The 15969-nt window shown below is 71.8% G+C and carries 12 protein-coding genes and 3 tRNA genes; 7 read left to right on the forward strand and 8 right to left on the reverse strand.

Annotation, left to right across the window (positions count from 1 at the left end):
- The first annotated feature begins 19 nt into the window (after positions 1-19).
- Both J2S42_RS30080 and bioD read left to right on the forward strand, forming a co-directional pair.
- Positions 20-1165, forward strand: a complete 1146-nt coding sequence (locus tag J2S42_RS30080; RefSeq protein WP_307244491.1) for an aminotransferase class I/II-fold pyridoxal phosphate-dependent enzyme — start codon at positions 20-22, stop codon at positions 1163-1165.
- A 317-nt stretch (positions 1166-1482) separates the two neighbouring features.
- Complete coding sequence (gene bioD / locus J2S42_RS30085; RefSeq protein ID WP_307249127.1) at positions 1483-2238, forward strand: dethiobiotin synthase; 756 nt, start codon at positions 1483-1485, stop codon at positions 2236-2238.
- Between the two features lie 224 nt (positions 2239-2462).
- Here bioD and J2S42_RS30090 read toward each other — a convergent pair whose 3' ends face one another.
- On the reverse strand, positions 2463-3608 hold the full coding sequence (locus tag J2S42_RS30090; protein WP_307244493.1) for a cytochrome P450: 1146 nt from the start codon (positions 3606-3608) through the stop codon (positions 2463-2465).
- A gap of 103 nt (positions 3609-3711) precedes the next feature.
- Here J2S42_RS30090 and J2S42_RS30095 point away from each other — a divergent pair, with 103 nt between their 5' ends.
- A complete protein-coding gene (locus J2S42_RS30095) occupies positions 3712-6762 on the forward strand; it encodes an EAL domain-containing protein (RefSeq protein ID WP_307244495.1) in 3051 nt (1016 codons plus the stop codon).
- A 120-nt stretch (positions 6763-6882) separates the two neighbouring features.
- Here J2S42_RS30095 and J2S42_RS30100 read toward each other — a convergent pair whose 3' ends face one another.
- Entirely contained in the window at positions 6883-7470 is a 588-nt protein-coding gene (locus tag J2S42_RS30100) for a TetR/AcrR family transcriptional regulator (RefSeq protein WP_307244497.1), read from the reverse strand.
- 82 nt (positions 7471-7552) lie between these two features.
- Here J2S42_RS30100 and J2S42_RS30105 point away from each other — a divergent pair, with 82 nt between their 5' ends.
- The gene (locus tag J2S42_RS30105) at positions 7553-8488 is read left to right on the forward strand and encodes an alcohol dehydrogenase catalytic domain-containing protein (RefSeq protein WP_307244499.1); all 936 of its coding nucleotides are present in this window, start codon (positions 7553-7555) and stop codon (positions 8486-8488) included.
- Positions 8489-8573: 85 nt separating this feature from the next.
- Here the strand turns inward: J2S42_RS30105 and J2S42_RS30110 are convergent, their stop codons facing one another.
- Complete coding sequence (locus J2S42_RS30110; RefSeq protein ID WP_307244501.1) at positions 8574-8957, reverse strand: winged helix-turn-helix transcriptional regulator; 384 nt, start codon at positions 8955-8957, stop codon at positions 8574-8576.
- Between the two features lie 135 nt (positions 8958-9092).
- On the opposite strand from J2S42_RS30110, the gene J2S42_RS30115 reads away from it, so the two are divergent.
- On the forward strand, positions 9093-9737 hold the full coding sequence (locus J2S42_RS30115; RefSeq protein ID WP_307244503.1) for an FMN-dependent NADH-azoreductase: 645 nt from the start codon (positions 9093-9095) through the stop codon (positions 9735-9737).
- A 349-nt stretch (positions 9738-10086) separates the two neighbouring features.
- Here J2S42_RS30115 and J2S42_RS30120 read toward each other — a convergent pair.
- The 5 genes from J2S42_RS30120 to J2S42_RS30140 form a co-directional block, all read right to left on the reverse strand.
- Positions 10087-10161, reverse strand: a tRNA-Val gene (locus J2S42_RS30120).
- 18 nt (positions 10162-10179) lie between these two features.
- Positions 10180-10250: transfer RNA gene (locus tag J2S42_RS30125), tRNA-Cys, on the reverse strand.
- A 35-nt stretch (positions 10251-10285) separates the two neighbouring features.
- Positions 10286-10358 (reverse strand) — tRNA-Gly (locus J2S42_RS30130).
- Positions 10359-10512: 154 nt separating this feature from the next.
- Positions 10513-11514 (reverse strand): TAXI family TRAP transporter solute-binding subunit, encoded by a 1002-nt coding sequence (locus J2S42_RS30135; protein ID WP_307244505.1) that lies wholly within the window; start codon positions 11512-11514, stop codon positions 10513-10515.
- Positions 11514-13559: a TRAP transporter permease gene (locus tag J2S42_RS30140; RefSeq protein WP_307244507.1), complete on the reverse strand. Its 2046-nt coding sequence runs from the start codon at positions 13557-13559 to the stop codon at positions 11514-11516. Before J2S42_RS30140 ends, J2S42_RS30135 begins: the two co-directional genes overlap by 1 nt.
- 183 nt (positions 13560-13742) lie before the next feature.
- Here J2S42_RS30140 and J2S42_RS30145 point away from each other — a divergent pair, with 183 nt between their 5' ends.
- Positions 13743-14345, forward strand: coding sequence for a TetR/AcrR family transcriptional regulator (locus tag J2S42_RS30145; RefSeq protein ID WP_307244510.1), 603 nt, complete (start codon positions 13743-13745; stop codon positions 14343-14345).
- Between the two features lie 296 nt (positions 14346-14641).
- A complete protein-coding gene (locus J2S42_RS30150; protein WP_307244512.1) occupies positions 14642-15874 on the forward strand; it encodes an alginate lyase family protein in 1233 nt (410 codons plus the stop codon).
- The last annotated feature ends 95 nt before the right edge of the window (positions 15875-15969 follow it).

Genomic DNA, 15969 nt, shown 5'->3' on the forward strand with positions numbered 1-15969 from the left:
AGACGCAGGGGGTGCCGTGGTGACACGCTGGCTGGACGCCCTGGACCGCAAGGCCGGCCTGCGCGCGCGGGCCGGGCTGACCCGGCGGCTGCGTCCGCGCGGCGTGTCCGACGAGGTGACCGACCTCGCCGGCAACGACTATCTCGGGCTGTCCCGGGACCCGCGGGTGATCTCCGCCGCCACGTCGGCGCTGCGTCGCTACGGTGCCGGCGCGACCGGATCGCGCCTGGTCAGAGGCTCGACGGAGCTGCACGCCGCGCTTGAGGCCGCGCTCGCCGACTGGCTCGGCACCGAGTCCGCGCTGGTCTACTCGTCGGGCTACCTGGCGAATCTGGGCGCGGTCCGCGCGCTGACCCGGCCGTCCACGACGCTGATCACGGACGCGCACAACCACGCGTCGCTGGTCGACGGCGTCCGGCTCACCGGCAACGCGCCGCAGATCACACCCCACAACGACCTTCCGGGGGTACGGGCGGCGCTCGCCGCCGGGCCGGCCGTGGTGATCACGGAGTCGGTGTTCTCGGTCGACGGTGACCTGGCACCCCTGCGTGAGCTGCACACGCTGGTGTCCGCGCACGACGGGCTGCTGCTGGTCGACGACGCGCACGCGCTCGGCGTGCTCGGGCCGTCCGGCGCCGGCGGCGTCGCGGCCGCGGGCCTGGCGGGCGCGCCGGACGTCGTGGTGACGGCCACGCTGTCCAAGGCGCTCGGCGCCGCGGGCGGGGTGATCGCGGGGCCGGCCGCGCTGATCCGGCATCTGATCGACACCGGGCGCACGTTCATCTACGACACCGCGCTGCCCCCGGCGACGGCGGCGGCGGCACTGGCGGCGCTGGAGCTGGCCCGAGCAGACGACGCGGGGCGGGCGGAGCTGGCGGAACGGGCCGGGCTCGCGTACGCGCGCCTGACCGGAGCCGGTCTGTCCGCGGCGCGGCCGGCCGCCGGTGTGGTGTCGGTCACGGCGCCGGGGGCCGCGGAGGCCGTGGCGTGGGCCGCCGCCTGCTTGGACGCCGGGGTGGCCGTAGGCTGTTTCCGCCCGCCGACCACACCGGACTCCCGGTCCCGGCTGCGGTTGACCATCAATGTGGGCGTTCCACGACCTGATTTCGAGCGAGCCCTGGACGTGATCGTAAAAACCGCACCTGAGCCGGTCCCCGCCTCATGATCTCCACCGACGAACCGGTCACCGAAGCCCGCGTCCCGGCCACACCGGCTGTCCCATCGGCGCCGACGGCGCTGGCGGCATCTGCCGCTCCGGCGGCGTCTGCCGGGTCTGCCGCTCCGGCGGCGTCTGCGGGGTCTGCCGCTCCGGCTGGGTCTGCCGCGTCTGCTGCCCCGGAGGGGTCTGCCGCCCCGGAAGGATCTGCCGCGGATGCCGAGGAGAGCCGGTCGCCGGCCGGTAGCCTTCCGCCGGCCGAGGTGACCGAGCCCGAGCCGGCCGGTGTGCCCGCCGCGGAGCCTGGCGACGCATCCGACGCGGAGATGGCTGGTGCGGTCGCCGCGGTGCCGGCAGAGGCGGGGGAGTGGCGCGGGATCGTGCTGGTGACCGGCACGGACACCGGGGTCGGGAAGACCATCGCGACCGCCGCGATCGCCGCCGCCGCCCGGCACGCCGGCCTGCGGGTCGCGGTGATCAAGCCGGGCCAGACCGGCACCGCGACCGACGAGCCCACCGACGCCGAGGTGATCGCGCGACTCGCCGGCCCGGACACGGTCCGCACGCTCGCATCGTTCCCCGACCCGCTGGCCCCGCTCGCCGCCGCCCGGGTCGCCGAACTGGAGCCGATCGAGCTCTACGCGGTCGTCGACGAGATCCGCGCCGAGGCCGGTAAGCACGACCTGGTGCTGGTCGAGGGCGCCGGTGGCCTGCTGGTCCCGATGGGCCTGCGCCCGTCCGGCGAGCCCTGGACCGTCGCCGACCTTGCCGTCACGCTCGACGCCAAGGCCGTCGTCGTCGCCCGCGCCGGTCTCGGCACGCTCAACCACACCGCGCTCACGCTTGAGGCCCTGGACCGCCGCGGCGTCCCCGCCCGGATCGTCATCGGCGCCTGGCCCGCCGCTCCCGAGCTGGTCCACTGGACCAACCTGACCGACCTGGTCCCCCAGCTGGCCGGTGCCATCCCCGACGCGGCCGGCACCATCGACCCCGGTGTCTTCCGCCGCTCCGCCTCCGGCTGGCTCACCCCCACCCTCTACGGCGTCCTCGACGACTGGCGCACCTGGGCCGAGGAACTCTGACCGGTCCGCGGCTGATTCGTCCGGGGTTTGCCGGACCCACCGCGGAACCTGAAGGGAGGAGCACCAGCCACGACCGGTGCCCGACGCCACTCAGCTTATTTTGATCTTGAAGTGGACCCGGTGGGGCCGGAGTCCCTGGCCGGCGCAGATGCCGTCCTGTGCGATCCGGCGGGCAGGGAGCAGGCGCGGTGGGGTGCTTTGCGAAACCCGGGCCAAACCGCCCACTAGGTGGGTGTATGAGCTTTTTGAGGTGCCACCACGAACGCGTCCGGCATGCGGAACGTCAGGTTGTCCGGTGCCCACGGTGCCCGCAGCACCGTTACGGAACGTAACATTTCGCGCGTCTCCTCCGTGACCACCTCCGCCTCCATGCGGGCCAGGCTGGCGCCGACGCAGCGGTGTGCGCCCGCGCCGAAGGCCAGGTGACGACGGCTGCCGGGCTGGCCGGGACGGAAGTCGTGCGGGGCGGCGACCACGGACGGATCCTGGCCGGCGGCGGTCAGCCAGAGCAGCAGACTACGGCCGGCCGGCACATGGACGTCACCCAGCGTGGTGTCTCGTGCGGCCACCCGCCGCCACGTGACGATCGGGGTGTCCAGGCGCAGCGACTCCTCGACGATGTCGGCGGCGCGGGCGTCCGGCGCCACCGCGGTGGTGGCGAGCCGGTGCATGAGCAGCGTCAGGAACTGGGACGTGGTCTCCTGGCCGGCCACCAGCAGGAAGAACAGCGCGCCGGCGACCACGTCGCGACCGTGACCGGCGGCGCGGAGGCGGGCGGCGAGGCCGTCGCCGTGGGCGGCGAAGTCGCGCAGGACGGTGTGGAACTCGCCCACGACGGTGGCGAGGTGTTCCTGCCGGCCGGCCGACAGGGGCGCCCAGAAGAGCTCCAGCGCCGCGCGGGCGAACGTCTTGACCGCGGCCGCCTCGGCGTCCGGCAGGTCGACCAGCCGGGCCAGGACCAGCAGCGGAAGGTCGGCGGCGATGGTGGCGTGCAGGTCGACGGACTCGCCGCGGGACAATGCCGACCGGGCCGACGCCACCCGCGCGCGGACCACGGACGTCAGCCACGGGCGCTGACGCGCGACCGAGTGCGGGTGCAGCAGCTCGGCGACCTCGGCGCGGATCGCGGGGTGACTGGCGCCGCCGTTGTTGGCGAGCGTCGGCGGCAGCCGGAAGCCGTGCCGGACCAGGATGCGCAGCGCGCTCGCCGGCATCGGGGTGACCGCGTCGAGCGCGTTGTCCGGGCGGTACGTGTCCGGGTCGGCCAGCACCGCGCGTACCTCGGCGTGCCGGGTGATCAGCAGGTGCTCGCCGCCGACGCCGTCGGGGACGAGACCGGAAGCCGGCGATTCCCAGAGTCGAAACAGCACGGGATCACGCTACTCAGGCGCGGCTGGTGCCGTTTTCCCTCATCCGCGCCGGAAGCGCGCCGATTGTCCGATAGGCGGGAGAGGCAGTGCTGGGGGGTCGCGGATGTCGGCACGACGGGTGAGCGTCGGCTTCACCGTCTGGCTCGCCGTGCTCACCGTGCTGTTCTACGCGTTTCCGCAGCAGAAGGCCCTCACCTGGGTGCTGATCGGCCTGTCCGGCGCGGCTGCGGTGGTGACCGGCGTCCGGCTGCACCGCCCCCGCCGCCGGCTGCCCTGGTACCTGCTGTCCGCCGCGCTGGTGGCGTTGACCATAGGTGACGCGTACTACAACTGGCTCGTCGAGGTGGCCCACGACCCGGATCCGTTCCCGTCGTACGCCGATGCGGTCTATGTCGTCGTCCCGGTGCTGTTGGCCGCCGCGCTGCTCCGCTTCATGGCGGCCCGCACCGTCGGCCGGGACCGGAACGCGCTGCTCGAGGCGCTGATGGTGACGGCCGCGCTGGCACTGCTGGCGTGGATCTACCTGGTCGCGCCGTTCATCCGTGACTCCGGCATATCGGTCACCGAGCGGGTTGCCGCGATCACCGGGCCGGTCGGTGATCTGGTCTGCGTGGCCGCGCTGACCCGCCTGCTGGCGACCGGCGGGCGTCGTCCCGCGTCCGCGAACCTGCTGGTCCTGGGCGTGCTGTCGCTGCTGGTCACGGACTGCCTCTACTCGATCGGCCTGCTCTGGAGTGACTGGCGGGCCGGTGGCCCGGTCGACCTCGGCTGGGTGATCTTCTACGGCGCGTCGGGCCTGGCCGCGCTGCAGCCGTCGATGCGCTGGCTGACCGAGCCGATGCCGCGCCTTCCCGGGTACGCGTCCCGCGCCAGCGCCTTCCAGGGCTCGATGCTGCTGGCCGTGAGCCTGGTCGGGCCGGTGGTGCTGCTGGTCGAGGCGATGCGCGGCAACGTGACCGAGGTCCCGCTGATCGCCTGCGTCACGTTGCTGATATCGATGTTCGGCGTGCTCTGGTCGACCGGCTCCCGCGCCCAGTTCGTGGCGACGCTGGACCGCGAGGCCGCGCTGCGCGAGGCCGGCGCCCGGCTGGTCTCCGCGACCACGGTCGACGCGGTCGTCGAGGTGGTCCGCTCGACCGTCACCCGGCTGCTGCCGCCGGACGCGCCGCATGCGGTGGTGTTCGCCGACGGTTCGGCCGCCGACCACGATGAGGACGGCGAGATCGGCGACCTGGACCGGGAGCCGTCCCCGCCGGGCCGGCGCCCGTGGCTGGCCGACGGACGCGAGCAGACCGGCTTCGAACGGATGCTGTGCTGCCCGCTCGGTGCCGAGCCGGTGCACACGCTCTACCTCGGCGCGGCGGAGGAGCAGCTGCGCCTGCTGGCCGGCTCGATGGAGGTGCTGGCGTCGCAGACCGGGCTGGCGATGGCCCGGATCGCGCTGACCGAGGAGGTGCACCGCGCGCAGAGCGAGGCGTACTTCCGGACGCTGATCCTGCACGCCTCCGACGTCATCATGATCGTTGACCCGGACGACACGATCCGGTACGCCAGCCCGTCCGCGCACGCCGTGCTGGCCGCGCCGGACCTGGTCGGCGCCGCCCTGGAGACCGTGATCGACCTGGCCGACCGCACCCGGTTCCGGCACATGCTGGCGCAGGCCCGGGCCGGCGTCGGCCGCCATGACGGCATGGATTTCACCGCGGTACGCAAGGACGGCGTCCGACTGCAGATCGAGGTCAACTGCCGGGACATGCGCGACGAGCCGACGGTCGCCGGCCTGGTGCTGACGCTGCGGGACGTCACCGAACGGCGCACGCTGGAACGCGAGCTCACCCACCAGGCGCTGCACGACTCGCTGACCGGACTGGCCAATCGGGTCCTGTTCACCGACCGGGCCCAGCACGCGGCCGCACGAGCCGGCCGGGACGGCACTCTGGTGGGCGTCCTGCTCATCGACCTGAATGGATTCCGCCTGATCAACGAGGCGCTCGGCCACACCGTCGGCGACCGCCTGCTGGTCGGGGTCGCGGAACGCCTGACCGAGGTCCTGCGGCCCGGCGACACCGTGGCCCGCCTCGGCGCCGACGAGTTCGCCGCGCTGATCGAGGACGTCAGCCACCTCGCCGAACTGGAGGAGATCGCCGGCCGGGTGACCACCGCGCTGACGACGCCGTTCACCATCGAGGGCGAGCAGATCGGCGGCATCGCCAGCGTCGGCGTCTCCACCACCGCGGAGGCTCGCGACGCGAACGAACTGCTCCGCCAGGCCGACCTGGCTCTCAACATCGCGAAGGCCGCCGGCCGCGGCCAGTGGCGCCGCTACCAGGCCGAGGTGCACTCCGCGCTGGTCGCCCGCCTAGAACTGCGGGCCGCACTGGAGCAGGCGGTCAGCGGCGGCCACTTCGTGCTGCAGTACCAGCCGATCGTCGACCTGCTCACCGACGAGGCCGCCGGGTTCGAGGCCCTGGTCCGCTGGAAACACCCGACGCGCGGCGTGATCCCACCGGACCAGTTCATCAACCTGGCCGAGGAGACCGGCCTGATCGTCCCGATCGGCCACTGGGTGCTGGAGGAGGCACTGCGCTCCGCCGAACGCTGGAACCGGCTGGTGCCGTCGGACCGCCCGCGCTACGTCAGCGTGAACGTCTCCGCCCGCCAGTTCCGCAACCCCGGCTTCATGGACTCGGTGCGCCAGATCCTGGCCGACTCCGGCGTACCCCCGCGCGCCCTGCTCCTGGAGATCACCGAAAGCCTGCTGCTGCGCGACGACGAACAGGTATGGGCGGACCTGGCCGCACTGCGCCAAACCGGCGTCCGCATCGCCATCGACGATTTCGGCACCGGCTATTCGTCATTGAGCTACCTGCGGCACATGCCGATCGACGTCCTGAAAATCGACAAATCCTTCATCGACGACATGGTCCACAGCCGCAAACAACGCGCTCTGGTCTCCGCGATCGTCCAGCTCGCGGACACGCTCGACCTGCGGGTGATCGCCGAGGGCATCGAGGAACCGGTACACCGCGAGATGCTGGCCAGCATGGGCTGTCCCTACGGTCAGGGTTACCTTTTCTCCAGGCCGGTCAACGCGGCCGACATCTACGGCTGGCTCGCGTCCCGCAGCAAGGCCGCCAAACCCGCACCGGCGTGATTCTCCCCGCCGGCCTGCCTGAACCGCCGGCGGGTGCGGCCGGCCCGGCGCGCGGTGCGACGACGACGTCCGGATCGGCGGGCGCCACCTCGACGGCCGCGTCGACAACCGAACGGCGGGTCACGACCGGGAGGGGCGTGCCCGGTTCGTGAGTCCGTCCATGAGCAGAGCGAGGAGGCGGGCCGTGCGCCCGTCGTCGGCCACCGGGTCCGCAACCACGAGGATTCCGCTGAGAGCCGCGACGATGTCGTCCGCGCGCACGTCGCTCCGGAGAATCGACGACGCTTCCCCGGCGTCGAGGATCACCTGAACCGCATGCGTCAACAGCGTTGCCGACTCTGATTTCGTCACCGAACCCGACGACGTCAGTGACTTCAGGACATCGGACATGCCCTGCTTCGTGGCGACGAAGGCGGCCCATCGGCTCATCCACTCCCGCAGCGCCTCGTCCGCCGGCAGCGCCGCGACCAGAGTCGCGGCGTCTGCGCAGAGCGTCTGCAACTCGGTGCGGAACACCTCCTCCACCAGCGCTTCCCGGGTCGGGAAGTGCCGGAACATCGTGCCGATGCCCACGCCGGCGTCGCGAGCGATGTCTTTGAAGGTCGGCGCGGCGTCTCGCGCGAACGCCGTCGCCGCCGCGGCGAGGATCCGCGCCCGGCTGCGCCGCGCGTCGGCCCGCTGCGTCGGGGAACTGCCCGTCTGCGTCATGTGGAGTCGGCTCCGTTTTGTGCTACCGTCGGCTCAGGCGGAGCCGACTCCGGTAATGCTACTGGTTCCTCAGGAGCGCATCATGCGAGCAGTCACGATCAGCAAGAACAACGGTTCCACCTCGATCTCGATCGGGGACCGCCCTGCCGTCGAGCCGGAATCCGGGTCGGTGCGGATCCACGTGGCGGCGGCGAGCGTGAACCCGTCGGATCCGTTCCTGTGGCACGCCGTCGAGAACGGCCCGGATGGCGTTTCGGTCGTCCCGGGCCTCGACGCGGCCGGCACGATCACCGCGGTAGGGCCGGGCGAGCGCCGGCTGAGCGTAGGCCAGCACGTCATGGCGATCGTGAACCCGCGTCGGCCCGAGGGCGGCGCGCAGGCGGAAGAGATCGTCGTCCCGGCGGCATCGGTCGTCCCGGTTCCCGGCGGCATCGGCATCACCGAAGCGGCGACGCTGCCCATGACCGGCCTGACCGCGCTGGAGGGCCTCCGGCTGCTCTCCCTGCCCGTCGGCGCCGTCCTCGCCGTCACGGGCGGAGCGGGACTGCTGTCATCGTTGCTCATCCCGCTCGCGAAGCGGCAAGGCCTCCGGGTGATCGCGGACGCGAAGCCCGCGGACGAGGAACTGGTGCGGAGTTTCGGCGCTGACGAGGTCGTTCCCCGTGGCGAAGCATTCAACGGAGCGGTTCTCCAGCTCGCGCCCGGCGGCGTCGACGCCGTGTACGACACCGCGAACCTGACGCGCGCCGTTCTTCCCGCCATCCGCCCAGGGGGCGCCATCGCAGTGATCCGCGGCTGGGACGACAGCGGGGATCCGGAGCGTGGCATCACCGTCCACCCGGTCAGCGTCGGCAAGGCGTTCTCCGACACGGCGGGACTCGAACTCCTCGCCGCGGAGGCGGCCGCCGGCCGCATTCGTCTGCGCGTCGCTGAGACGTACGCCCCGGAGAACGCACGAGCGGCGTACGAGCGAATGGAAGCGGGCGGGCTGAGGGGCCGCCTCGTCCTCACTTTCTAGAGGTTTTCCGCACCGGATGCGGGCCCGCGTCGCCGGCTCCCGGCGACATCGCCACGCCGTACTCGTGATTGGCCGCGGGCCCGGATCAGCCGCCGGTGTTCTCCCGGTGCGCGCGGATCTCAACCTGGTGGTCGCCCGCCCACCGTACGAGCGCGGAAGCCGTCTCCAACAGGCTTTCTCCCAGGGGTGTCAGCGAATACTCCACCCGCGGTGGCACCTCGGCGTAGGCCTCGCGCCGCAGTAGTCCGTCCTCACCGAGCAGCCGCAACGTGACGGTCAGCATGCGCTGTGAGATCCCCGGCACGATCTGCATCAGTTCGGAGTAACGGCGAGGGCCGTCGCGCAGGTTGCCGATCACCAGCAGACTCCATTTGTCGCCGACCCGGTCGAGTATTTCACGGACGAATTCACCGTTGTCGGCCAGCAGGTCACCGCAATCCTGCGCACGCGCCGCCCCGGTACCGCTCATGACGCACATTCTCCTTCGCTACGCACATGGATGTGCGCGCTGATACGCACACGAAAGTGCCTTTTGTAAGAGCCGAAATTGCGGCGCATGATCTCACCACGCGCCACTCCCGCGCACTCCCACGAGAAGGAAACCATGTCCTATTTGCTCCACATCGACGGTACCCTGTTCGACTCCGAGTCGATCTCCCGCCAGGTCGCCCGTACCTTCCGCGAGAACTGGAACGGGCGGGTCGTGCACCGCGATCTTGCCGCTTCTCCGGTGCCACACCTTACTGCTCCCGGCCTCACTGCCCGCCTCACCGATCCGGCCACGCACACGTCGGAGATCGCCGCGGCGCGAGGCATCCAGGACGAACTCATCGACGAGTTCCTGGGCGCCGGCGGCTACCTGTTCACGGTGCCGCTGTACAACTACGGCGTACCGTCGGCCTTCAAGGCCTGGATCGACCAGGTTGCCGTCGTCGGTCGCACCATCGCCATTCCGGATGGCGTTCCGGCGCGGGGACGTCCGGCGCTCGTGGTCTCCTCCCGCGGCGGCGCCTACATGGAGGGAGCGTCCCACTACGGCCGCGACCACCTGGTCCCGCACCTGGAGACGATCCTCGGCCTGGAGATGGGCCTGGACCTCACCTTCATCACCCCGTCCTTCGGCCTCGCCCCGGTCGTCCCGCCGATGGCCGACCTGATCCCCATGCACGAAGCCTCCCTGGCCGAGTCCCACGAGCAGGCACGCAAGCTCGGCGAGTCCTTCTCCTTCCGCCCCGGGGCCGCCGCATGACCTCGTTGGGGGACCGGGAGGTCGGGCGGGCCGGCTACGGCGCGATGCGGCTGCAGTGGCCGCTCGACGACCGTGGCCGCGCCCTTCCCGATGCCGGCCCAGCGACCGGACGAGCTGCGTGCCCAGGTGGAGTCGAACCGCATGGCCCTGGGCGTGGAGCAGCTGCCGCTCGTGTACCTCCGTCGCTACGACGTCGGTCCCGGCCGGAATCGTCCTCACCCCGGAGGCGGCCGGCCTGCTCGACCGCGCCCTGTGACCAGCGGCCGCTCGTCAACGGCAGCCGGTGAACTCCTCGCGCACCAGTAAACGCAAAAGGCCCCATCTTCGTTGCCGAAGATGGGGCCTGAGCTGGTGGGCGATACTGGGTTTGAACCAGTGACCTCTTCCGTGTCAAGGAAGCGCGCTCCCACTGCGCCAATCGCCCTGGGCAAAACTACTGCCGAGGTGGAGACGGGATTTGAACCCGTGTACACGGCTTTGCAGGCCGTTGCCTCGCCTCTCGGCCACTCCACCGAGGTGACCCCCGCGTGTTGTGGTGGCCGTCTCCGAGCGGACGACGGGATTCGAACCCGCGACCCTCACCTTGGCAAGGTGATGCGCTACCAGCTGCGCTACGTCCGCGTGCTATTCAGTTGGTTCGTACTGCTTGTCTTTCGTGTCGCTCAGGTCCCGTTTCCGTTCCCCGCTGACGAAGAGAACTTTAGCGGACCCCGGCGCCCACCTCCAAATCAGGGTCCCCCCGCGCGTCGCGCGGGGGGACGTGGACCGCGGGGAACTATCCCCCGAGCAGCGTCAACGCCTCGGCGGCGCCGCGGTGGAGGGGGACCGGGTCGGTCTTGCGGGCGTTGGCGACGTTCAGTTCGGCGGCGGCGGGGGAGGCCTGGGTGATCTGGTCCTTGCGGTCGAAGAGGGCCCTGGTGAGCGCGCAGGCGACGTTCGCGTCGAGGTCGTTCTTCACCAGCAGGACGTTCGGGACGACGACGGTCGGGGTGTCGGCGGGCAGCTTGTACGTCGCGGCCGGGATGACGCCCTGCTCGTACACCGGGTTGACCTGCTTCATCGCGGGGAGCAGCGGCGTGATGTCGACGAATCGCACGGACGAGGCGGACGTGGTGAACAGGTCGGTCAGGTTGGGGGTGGGCAGGCCGCCGGACCAGAAGAACGCGTCGATGCTGCCGTCCTTGATGCCGTCGACGGTCTTGGTGAGGTCGAGGCGCTGGGCAGCGATGTCCGTGGCGGGGTCGAGGCCGGCCGCGGTGAGCAGGCGGTTGGCGATGACCTCGGTGCCGGAGCGCGGGGAGCCGGTGGAGACGCGCTTGCCGCGCATGGAGGCCACGTCCGTGATGCCGGCGGACGTACGCGCGATCACCTGGGTGTAGTTGGTGTGGATGCGGGAGAGCGCGGCGACCGGCTGGGGCGAGGAGAAGGCGCCGGCGCCGTTGACCGCGTCGGCGGCCGTGTCGGCCAGCGAGAACGCCACGCCGTACGTACCGGCGACGAGCTGTTGGATGTTCTGCACGGACGCGCCGGTCTCGGCGGCGGTCGCCTTGACGGTGCCGCCGGTGGCGGTCGAGATCTGTTCGGCGAACGCGTTGCCCATCGTGTAGTAGACGCCGCCGACGTTGCCGGTGGCGATGCCGATTCGGGTCTCGGCCGCGACCTGGCACGTCACCTCGCCGCCGGTGTCCGTGGCGGCCCGGTCCTGCCGCCCTCCGCACCCGCTGGTCACCAGCAACAATGCCAGAGCAGACCCCACAACCGCTTCGACGGTACGCATCAAGCCTCTCCTCCCCGTTCGGACGACCCGGCGGACGTTTCAGCAGAAGAACGAGCCGGCACGGCGGTGAGCACCACGGCGGCCACGACGAGCACCGCCCCGGCCGCGATGCCGGCCGGGTCGAGGTAGAGCAGCAGCAGCCCGCCCAGCGCGGCGCACACCCGCGCGGGCACCCCGGCCGGGCCGGCGCCGAGCACCCACCCGCCGGTCGCCACGGCCAGCGCGGCCACGCCGGCCAGCGCGGCGGCCGTCGCCCACAGCACGTTCAGCAGTGGGCCGCGGCCGAGCAGGTACGACCCGGCGGGCGTCAGCACGAACGCGATCGGCACCAGGAACGCGGGCAGCGCGTACCGCAGCGCCTGCCACATGGTGGGCACGATCCGCCCGCCGGTGATCGAGGCGGCGCCGACCGCGGCCAGTGCGGTCGGTGGCGTCACCTCGGAGAGCACCGAGTAGTAGAAGACGAACATGGCGACGGCCGGTGCGGGCACGCCGAGCTGGAGCAGCGCGGGGCCGACGATGACCCAGCCGATGATGAACGACGCGGTGACCGGCACGGCCAGGCCGAGCAGGCTGAGCGCCACGGCCGCGGCGAGCACGGTCAGTGCCAGCACCACGGCCGGGTGGTCCGCGATCGCCTGCGCGGCCCCGATCAGCCAGGCGGCCAGCTTCGTACCCAGGCCGGTCTTGGTGGTGGTGGCGGTGATGACGCCGGCGGCGGCGCAGACCGCGGCGACCGGCAGCACCCCGCGGGTCCCGGCGGCGAGCGCGGTCGCGGTCGAGCGCACGGTCGGCCGGGTGCGCGGGTCGAGGAACGCCAGCGCGAACGCGGCGAGCGTGGCGAACACGACCGCGCGGGTGGCGGTGACGCCGGCGGCGAGCAGCACCACGATCAGGATCAGGGACGAGAAGTGGTAGCCGAACCGGGCCAGCAGCCGCCACGGCGACCCGGCCTCGACCTCGACCGGGCGGGTGCCGAGCCTGCGGGCGTCGATCTCGACCGCCAGCAGGATGCCGAGGTAGTACAGGATCGTCGGGATCATCGCCCAGCCGAGCACGGTCAGGTAGGAGACCTGGGTGTACTCCGCGACGATGAACGCGGCCGCGCCGAGCGTGGGCGGGGACAGGATCGCACCGACGCCGGCCGCGGCGAGCATGCCGCCGGCGCGTTCCGCGGGGTAGCCGGCGCGGCGCAGGATCGGCCAGGTGACCGCGCCGACGCTGACCGCGGTGGCGGTGCCGGAGCCGGAGACCGTGCCGAGCAGGAAACCGGCGGTGACCGCGGTGCGGCCGGCGGCGCTGCGCGAGCGGCGGAACGCGGCCACGGACAGGTCGACGAAGAACCGGCCGGCGCCGGACAGGTCGAGAACCGCGCCGTAGAGCGTGAACAGCACGATGTACGTGGCGGCGACGTCCAGCGGCGTGCCGTAGAACCCGCTGCCGGAGTTGTAGAGCGCGTCCACGATCTGCGCGAAGTCCAGCCCGAGGTGCGCGATCGCGTAGTCCTGCGGCAGCAGCCCGCCGTAGTAGCCGTACGCCAGGAAGACAAGGCAGACCACGGGCAGGGCCCAGCCGGTGGTACGCCGGGCGGCCTCCAGCACGAGCAGCAGCAGCGCGGCGCCGAGCAGCACGTCGACCGGGTCGAGCAGGCCCTGCCGGTCGAGGAAGCCGTCGTACCCGCCGCGGAACGGCAGCACCGGGTAGAGGCAGACCGCGGCCGCGAGTACGGCGAGGACCCAGTCCGCGATCGCGGGCCGGTCGCCGCCGCCGAGCAGGGCGAGGCGCGCGCCGGACCGGTAGGCGACGAAGACCAGCGGCAGCACACCGGCCAGGAAGACGATGAGGTAGAACTGACTGCCCTGGGGCATCGGCCGGAACACCTGCCACAGCGCGAGCAGCGAGATCGCGAGCGCGACGCCGCCGACCGCCCGCGCGGGACCGCCGCGCAGCTCCCGGGAGGGGCGTTCCTCGTCGTCGAACGCGGGTTCCGGAACGGGGTCGCGCGCGACGGCGGGACGCGTGGCCGGGCCTCCACCGTCCAACATGATCGGACTTTACCGCGCCATTTCCCGTTTGTAACGGTCGATCCCGAGAACACATTTCTCGACCGTGGTAATCCCATGGTGGGAATTTGCGGGCCAACGGTAGCCCGAAAGCGACACGGCGCCGGTATGAGTGACGTAAAGGGGGCATCCGTGAACTGGTATTCATCGGCTACGGTGTGTTTCGTGACCAGACGCCTAGCCGAGGTGCGCCTCGACGCATTACTGCGCACAGCCTGCGACGTCATCGCCGAACGCGGCCTCGCGAACACGCGGACCGCCGATGTCGCACGTGCGGCCGGTGTCAGTCAGGCACTCGTCTTCTACCATTTCGCCACCAAGGAACGACTGCTCGCTCAGGCATTCGCCTATGCGACCGAGCAGGACCTGCAGAAGCTCGATGCCATCCTGAAGTCCGCCGCGCCGCCGCTGGACCGGCTGCGCAAGCTGGTGCGCCTTTACACGCCCGGCACGCGCGCCAAGGCGTGGACCATGTGGATCGACGGCTGGTCCGAGTCCCCGCGCACGCCCGAGCTGGAGAAGATCTCCCGCCGTCGCGTGCTGCGCTGGCGGGAGGCGGTCCGCGAGGTCATCTCCGACGGCGTCCGGGACGGCTCGTTCACGTGCGAGGACGCGCAGGGCGCCGCCTGGCGCATCACGTCCCTGATCGACGGTCTCGCGGTCCAGGCCTCCGCGCACCCGCGAATAGTGCCGAAGGCCGCGATCGGCGGCTGGGTCAATGAGGCCGTCGCCCGCGAGCTCACCCTCACTCCGGAACAGCTGGCCTGACGGTCAGTCCCATCAAAGGCTGTGCGCACCGGTTCCACCGGACCGGCCACATGCCGGTACGGGCGTGCCGGGCGCGCAGCGTGCACCAGACCGTGTCATGTGTGCCGCGGGGCAGATCGGCGCTGAGCACCGGGACCCCACCGGCCGTGACCGCCTCGCGAATGCCGGTGAGACCGAGTCCGCCGAGATCCGCGTGGCCGAGGAGATCGGACATTCGCGCGCTCCAGGGCTGGGACCGGCGGATATGCGGCGGCCAGATTAGCGGTCGGGCGCCGGAGTGGGATAACGATTTACCGGTGAGGATCACCCGTACCCGTGCCGTGGCTGTCGGTCTAGTGGTGTTGCTGGCCGCGATCGTGGGCGGGGTAGTGGTCGCGCGGCAGGAGAGTCGGCCGGTGATCGCCGCGGAACCGTGGGAGGCGGCGGCGCCGACGGTGCTGGACCCGATGCCGGGCGGGGCGTTCCGGCATCCGGGGGTGCTGGTGGGGGCGGACGACCTGGCGCGGGTCAAGGGAGAGATCGACGGCGGGGCGGAGCCATGGGCGTCCGCGTTCGCGCAGATGGCGGGCACGCGCTACGGGAACGCGGACTGGCGACCGAGGCCGCGCGCGGTGGTGGAGTGCGGGCCGTACTCGAACCCGGATCTAGGCTGCGTGGACGAGGCGGAGGACGGCGTCGCGGCGTACACCCAGGCCCTGCTCTGGCAGGTGACCGGCGACGAGAGGCACGCGCGGGCCGCGATCCGGATCATCGACGCGTGGGCGGCCGTGCTGGAGCGGCACACGAACGTGAACGGCCCGCTGCAGTCGGCGTGGTCGGCGGTGCCGATGGTGCGCGCGGCCGAACTGATCCGGTACGGCTACGACGGCTGGGACCCGGCGCCGGCCGCGGCGATGTTCCGGGAGGTCTACCTGCCCGAGGTGATCGGCGGCGCGACCTGGACGAACGGCAACTGGGAACTGATCATGATGGAGGCGGCGACCGGGATCGCGGTCTTCCTGGACGACCGGGCGTCGTTCGACCGCGCGGTGGACCGCCTCCGCAGCCGGATCAAAGCCTATGTATACCTTGAATCCGACGGTCCGCTGCCGGTTGCGCCGCCCGGGGAGACGAACGTGCCGGAGGAGCGGCTGATCTCGTACTGGCACGGGCAGCGCGACCTCCGGGACGGCGTCACGCAGGAGACCTGCCGGGACTTCGGGCACGCCGGCTGGGGCCTGTCCGCGGCGTCGCACGTGGCGGAGACCGCGCGGCTGCAGGGTGTGGACCTGTGGTCGGAGATCGCGCCGCGGATGACGGCCGCGCTGGAGCTGCACATGCCGTACGCGCTGGGCGAACCGGCACCGTCCTGGCTGTGCGACGGCGAGCCGGACACCGAGTCCTACGCACCGCTGCCCGAGGCGGCCCGCCACCACCTGGTGGACCGCCTCGGGCTCGAGCTGCCGGCCACCACCGCGTACGTCCGGCGATATCGCCCCGCGGAGGCGGCCTACTTCTTCGCGTGGGAGACCGTCACCCACGGCGGCTGACTCACGGCTCGGTCACCTCGGCCGGGCCCGGGCCGGATCCTCGCGGTCGTAGGAGGTGAGGACGGCGGCGAGCTGACCGAGCAGACGGTCCGCGT

It is taken from the genome of Catenuloplanes indicus (genome assembly GCF_030813715.1).
Taxonomy (GTDB): Bacteria; Actinomycetota; Actinomycetes; order Mycobacteriales; family Micromonosporaceae; genus Catenuloplanes; species Catenuloplanes indicus.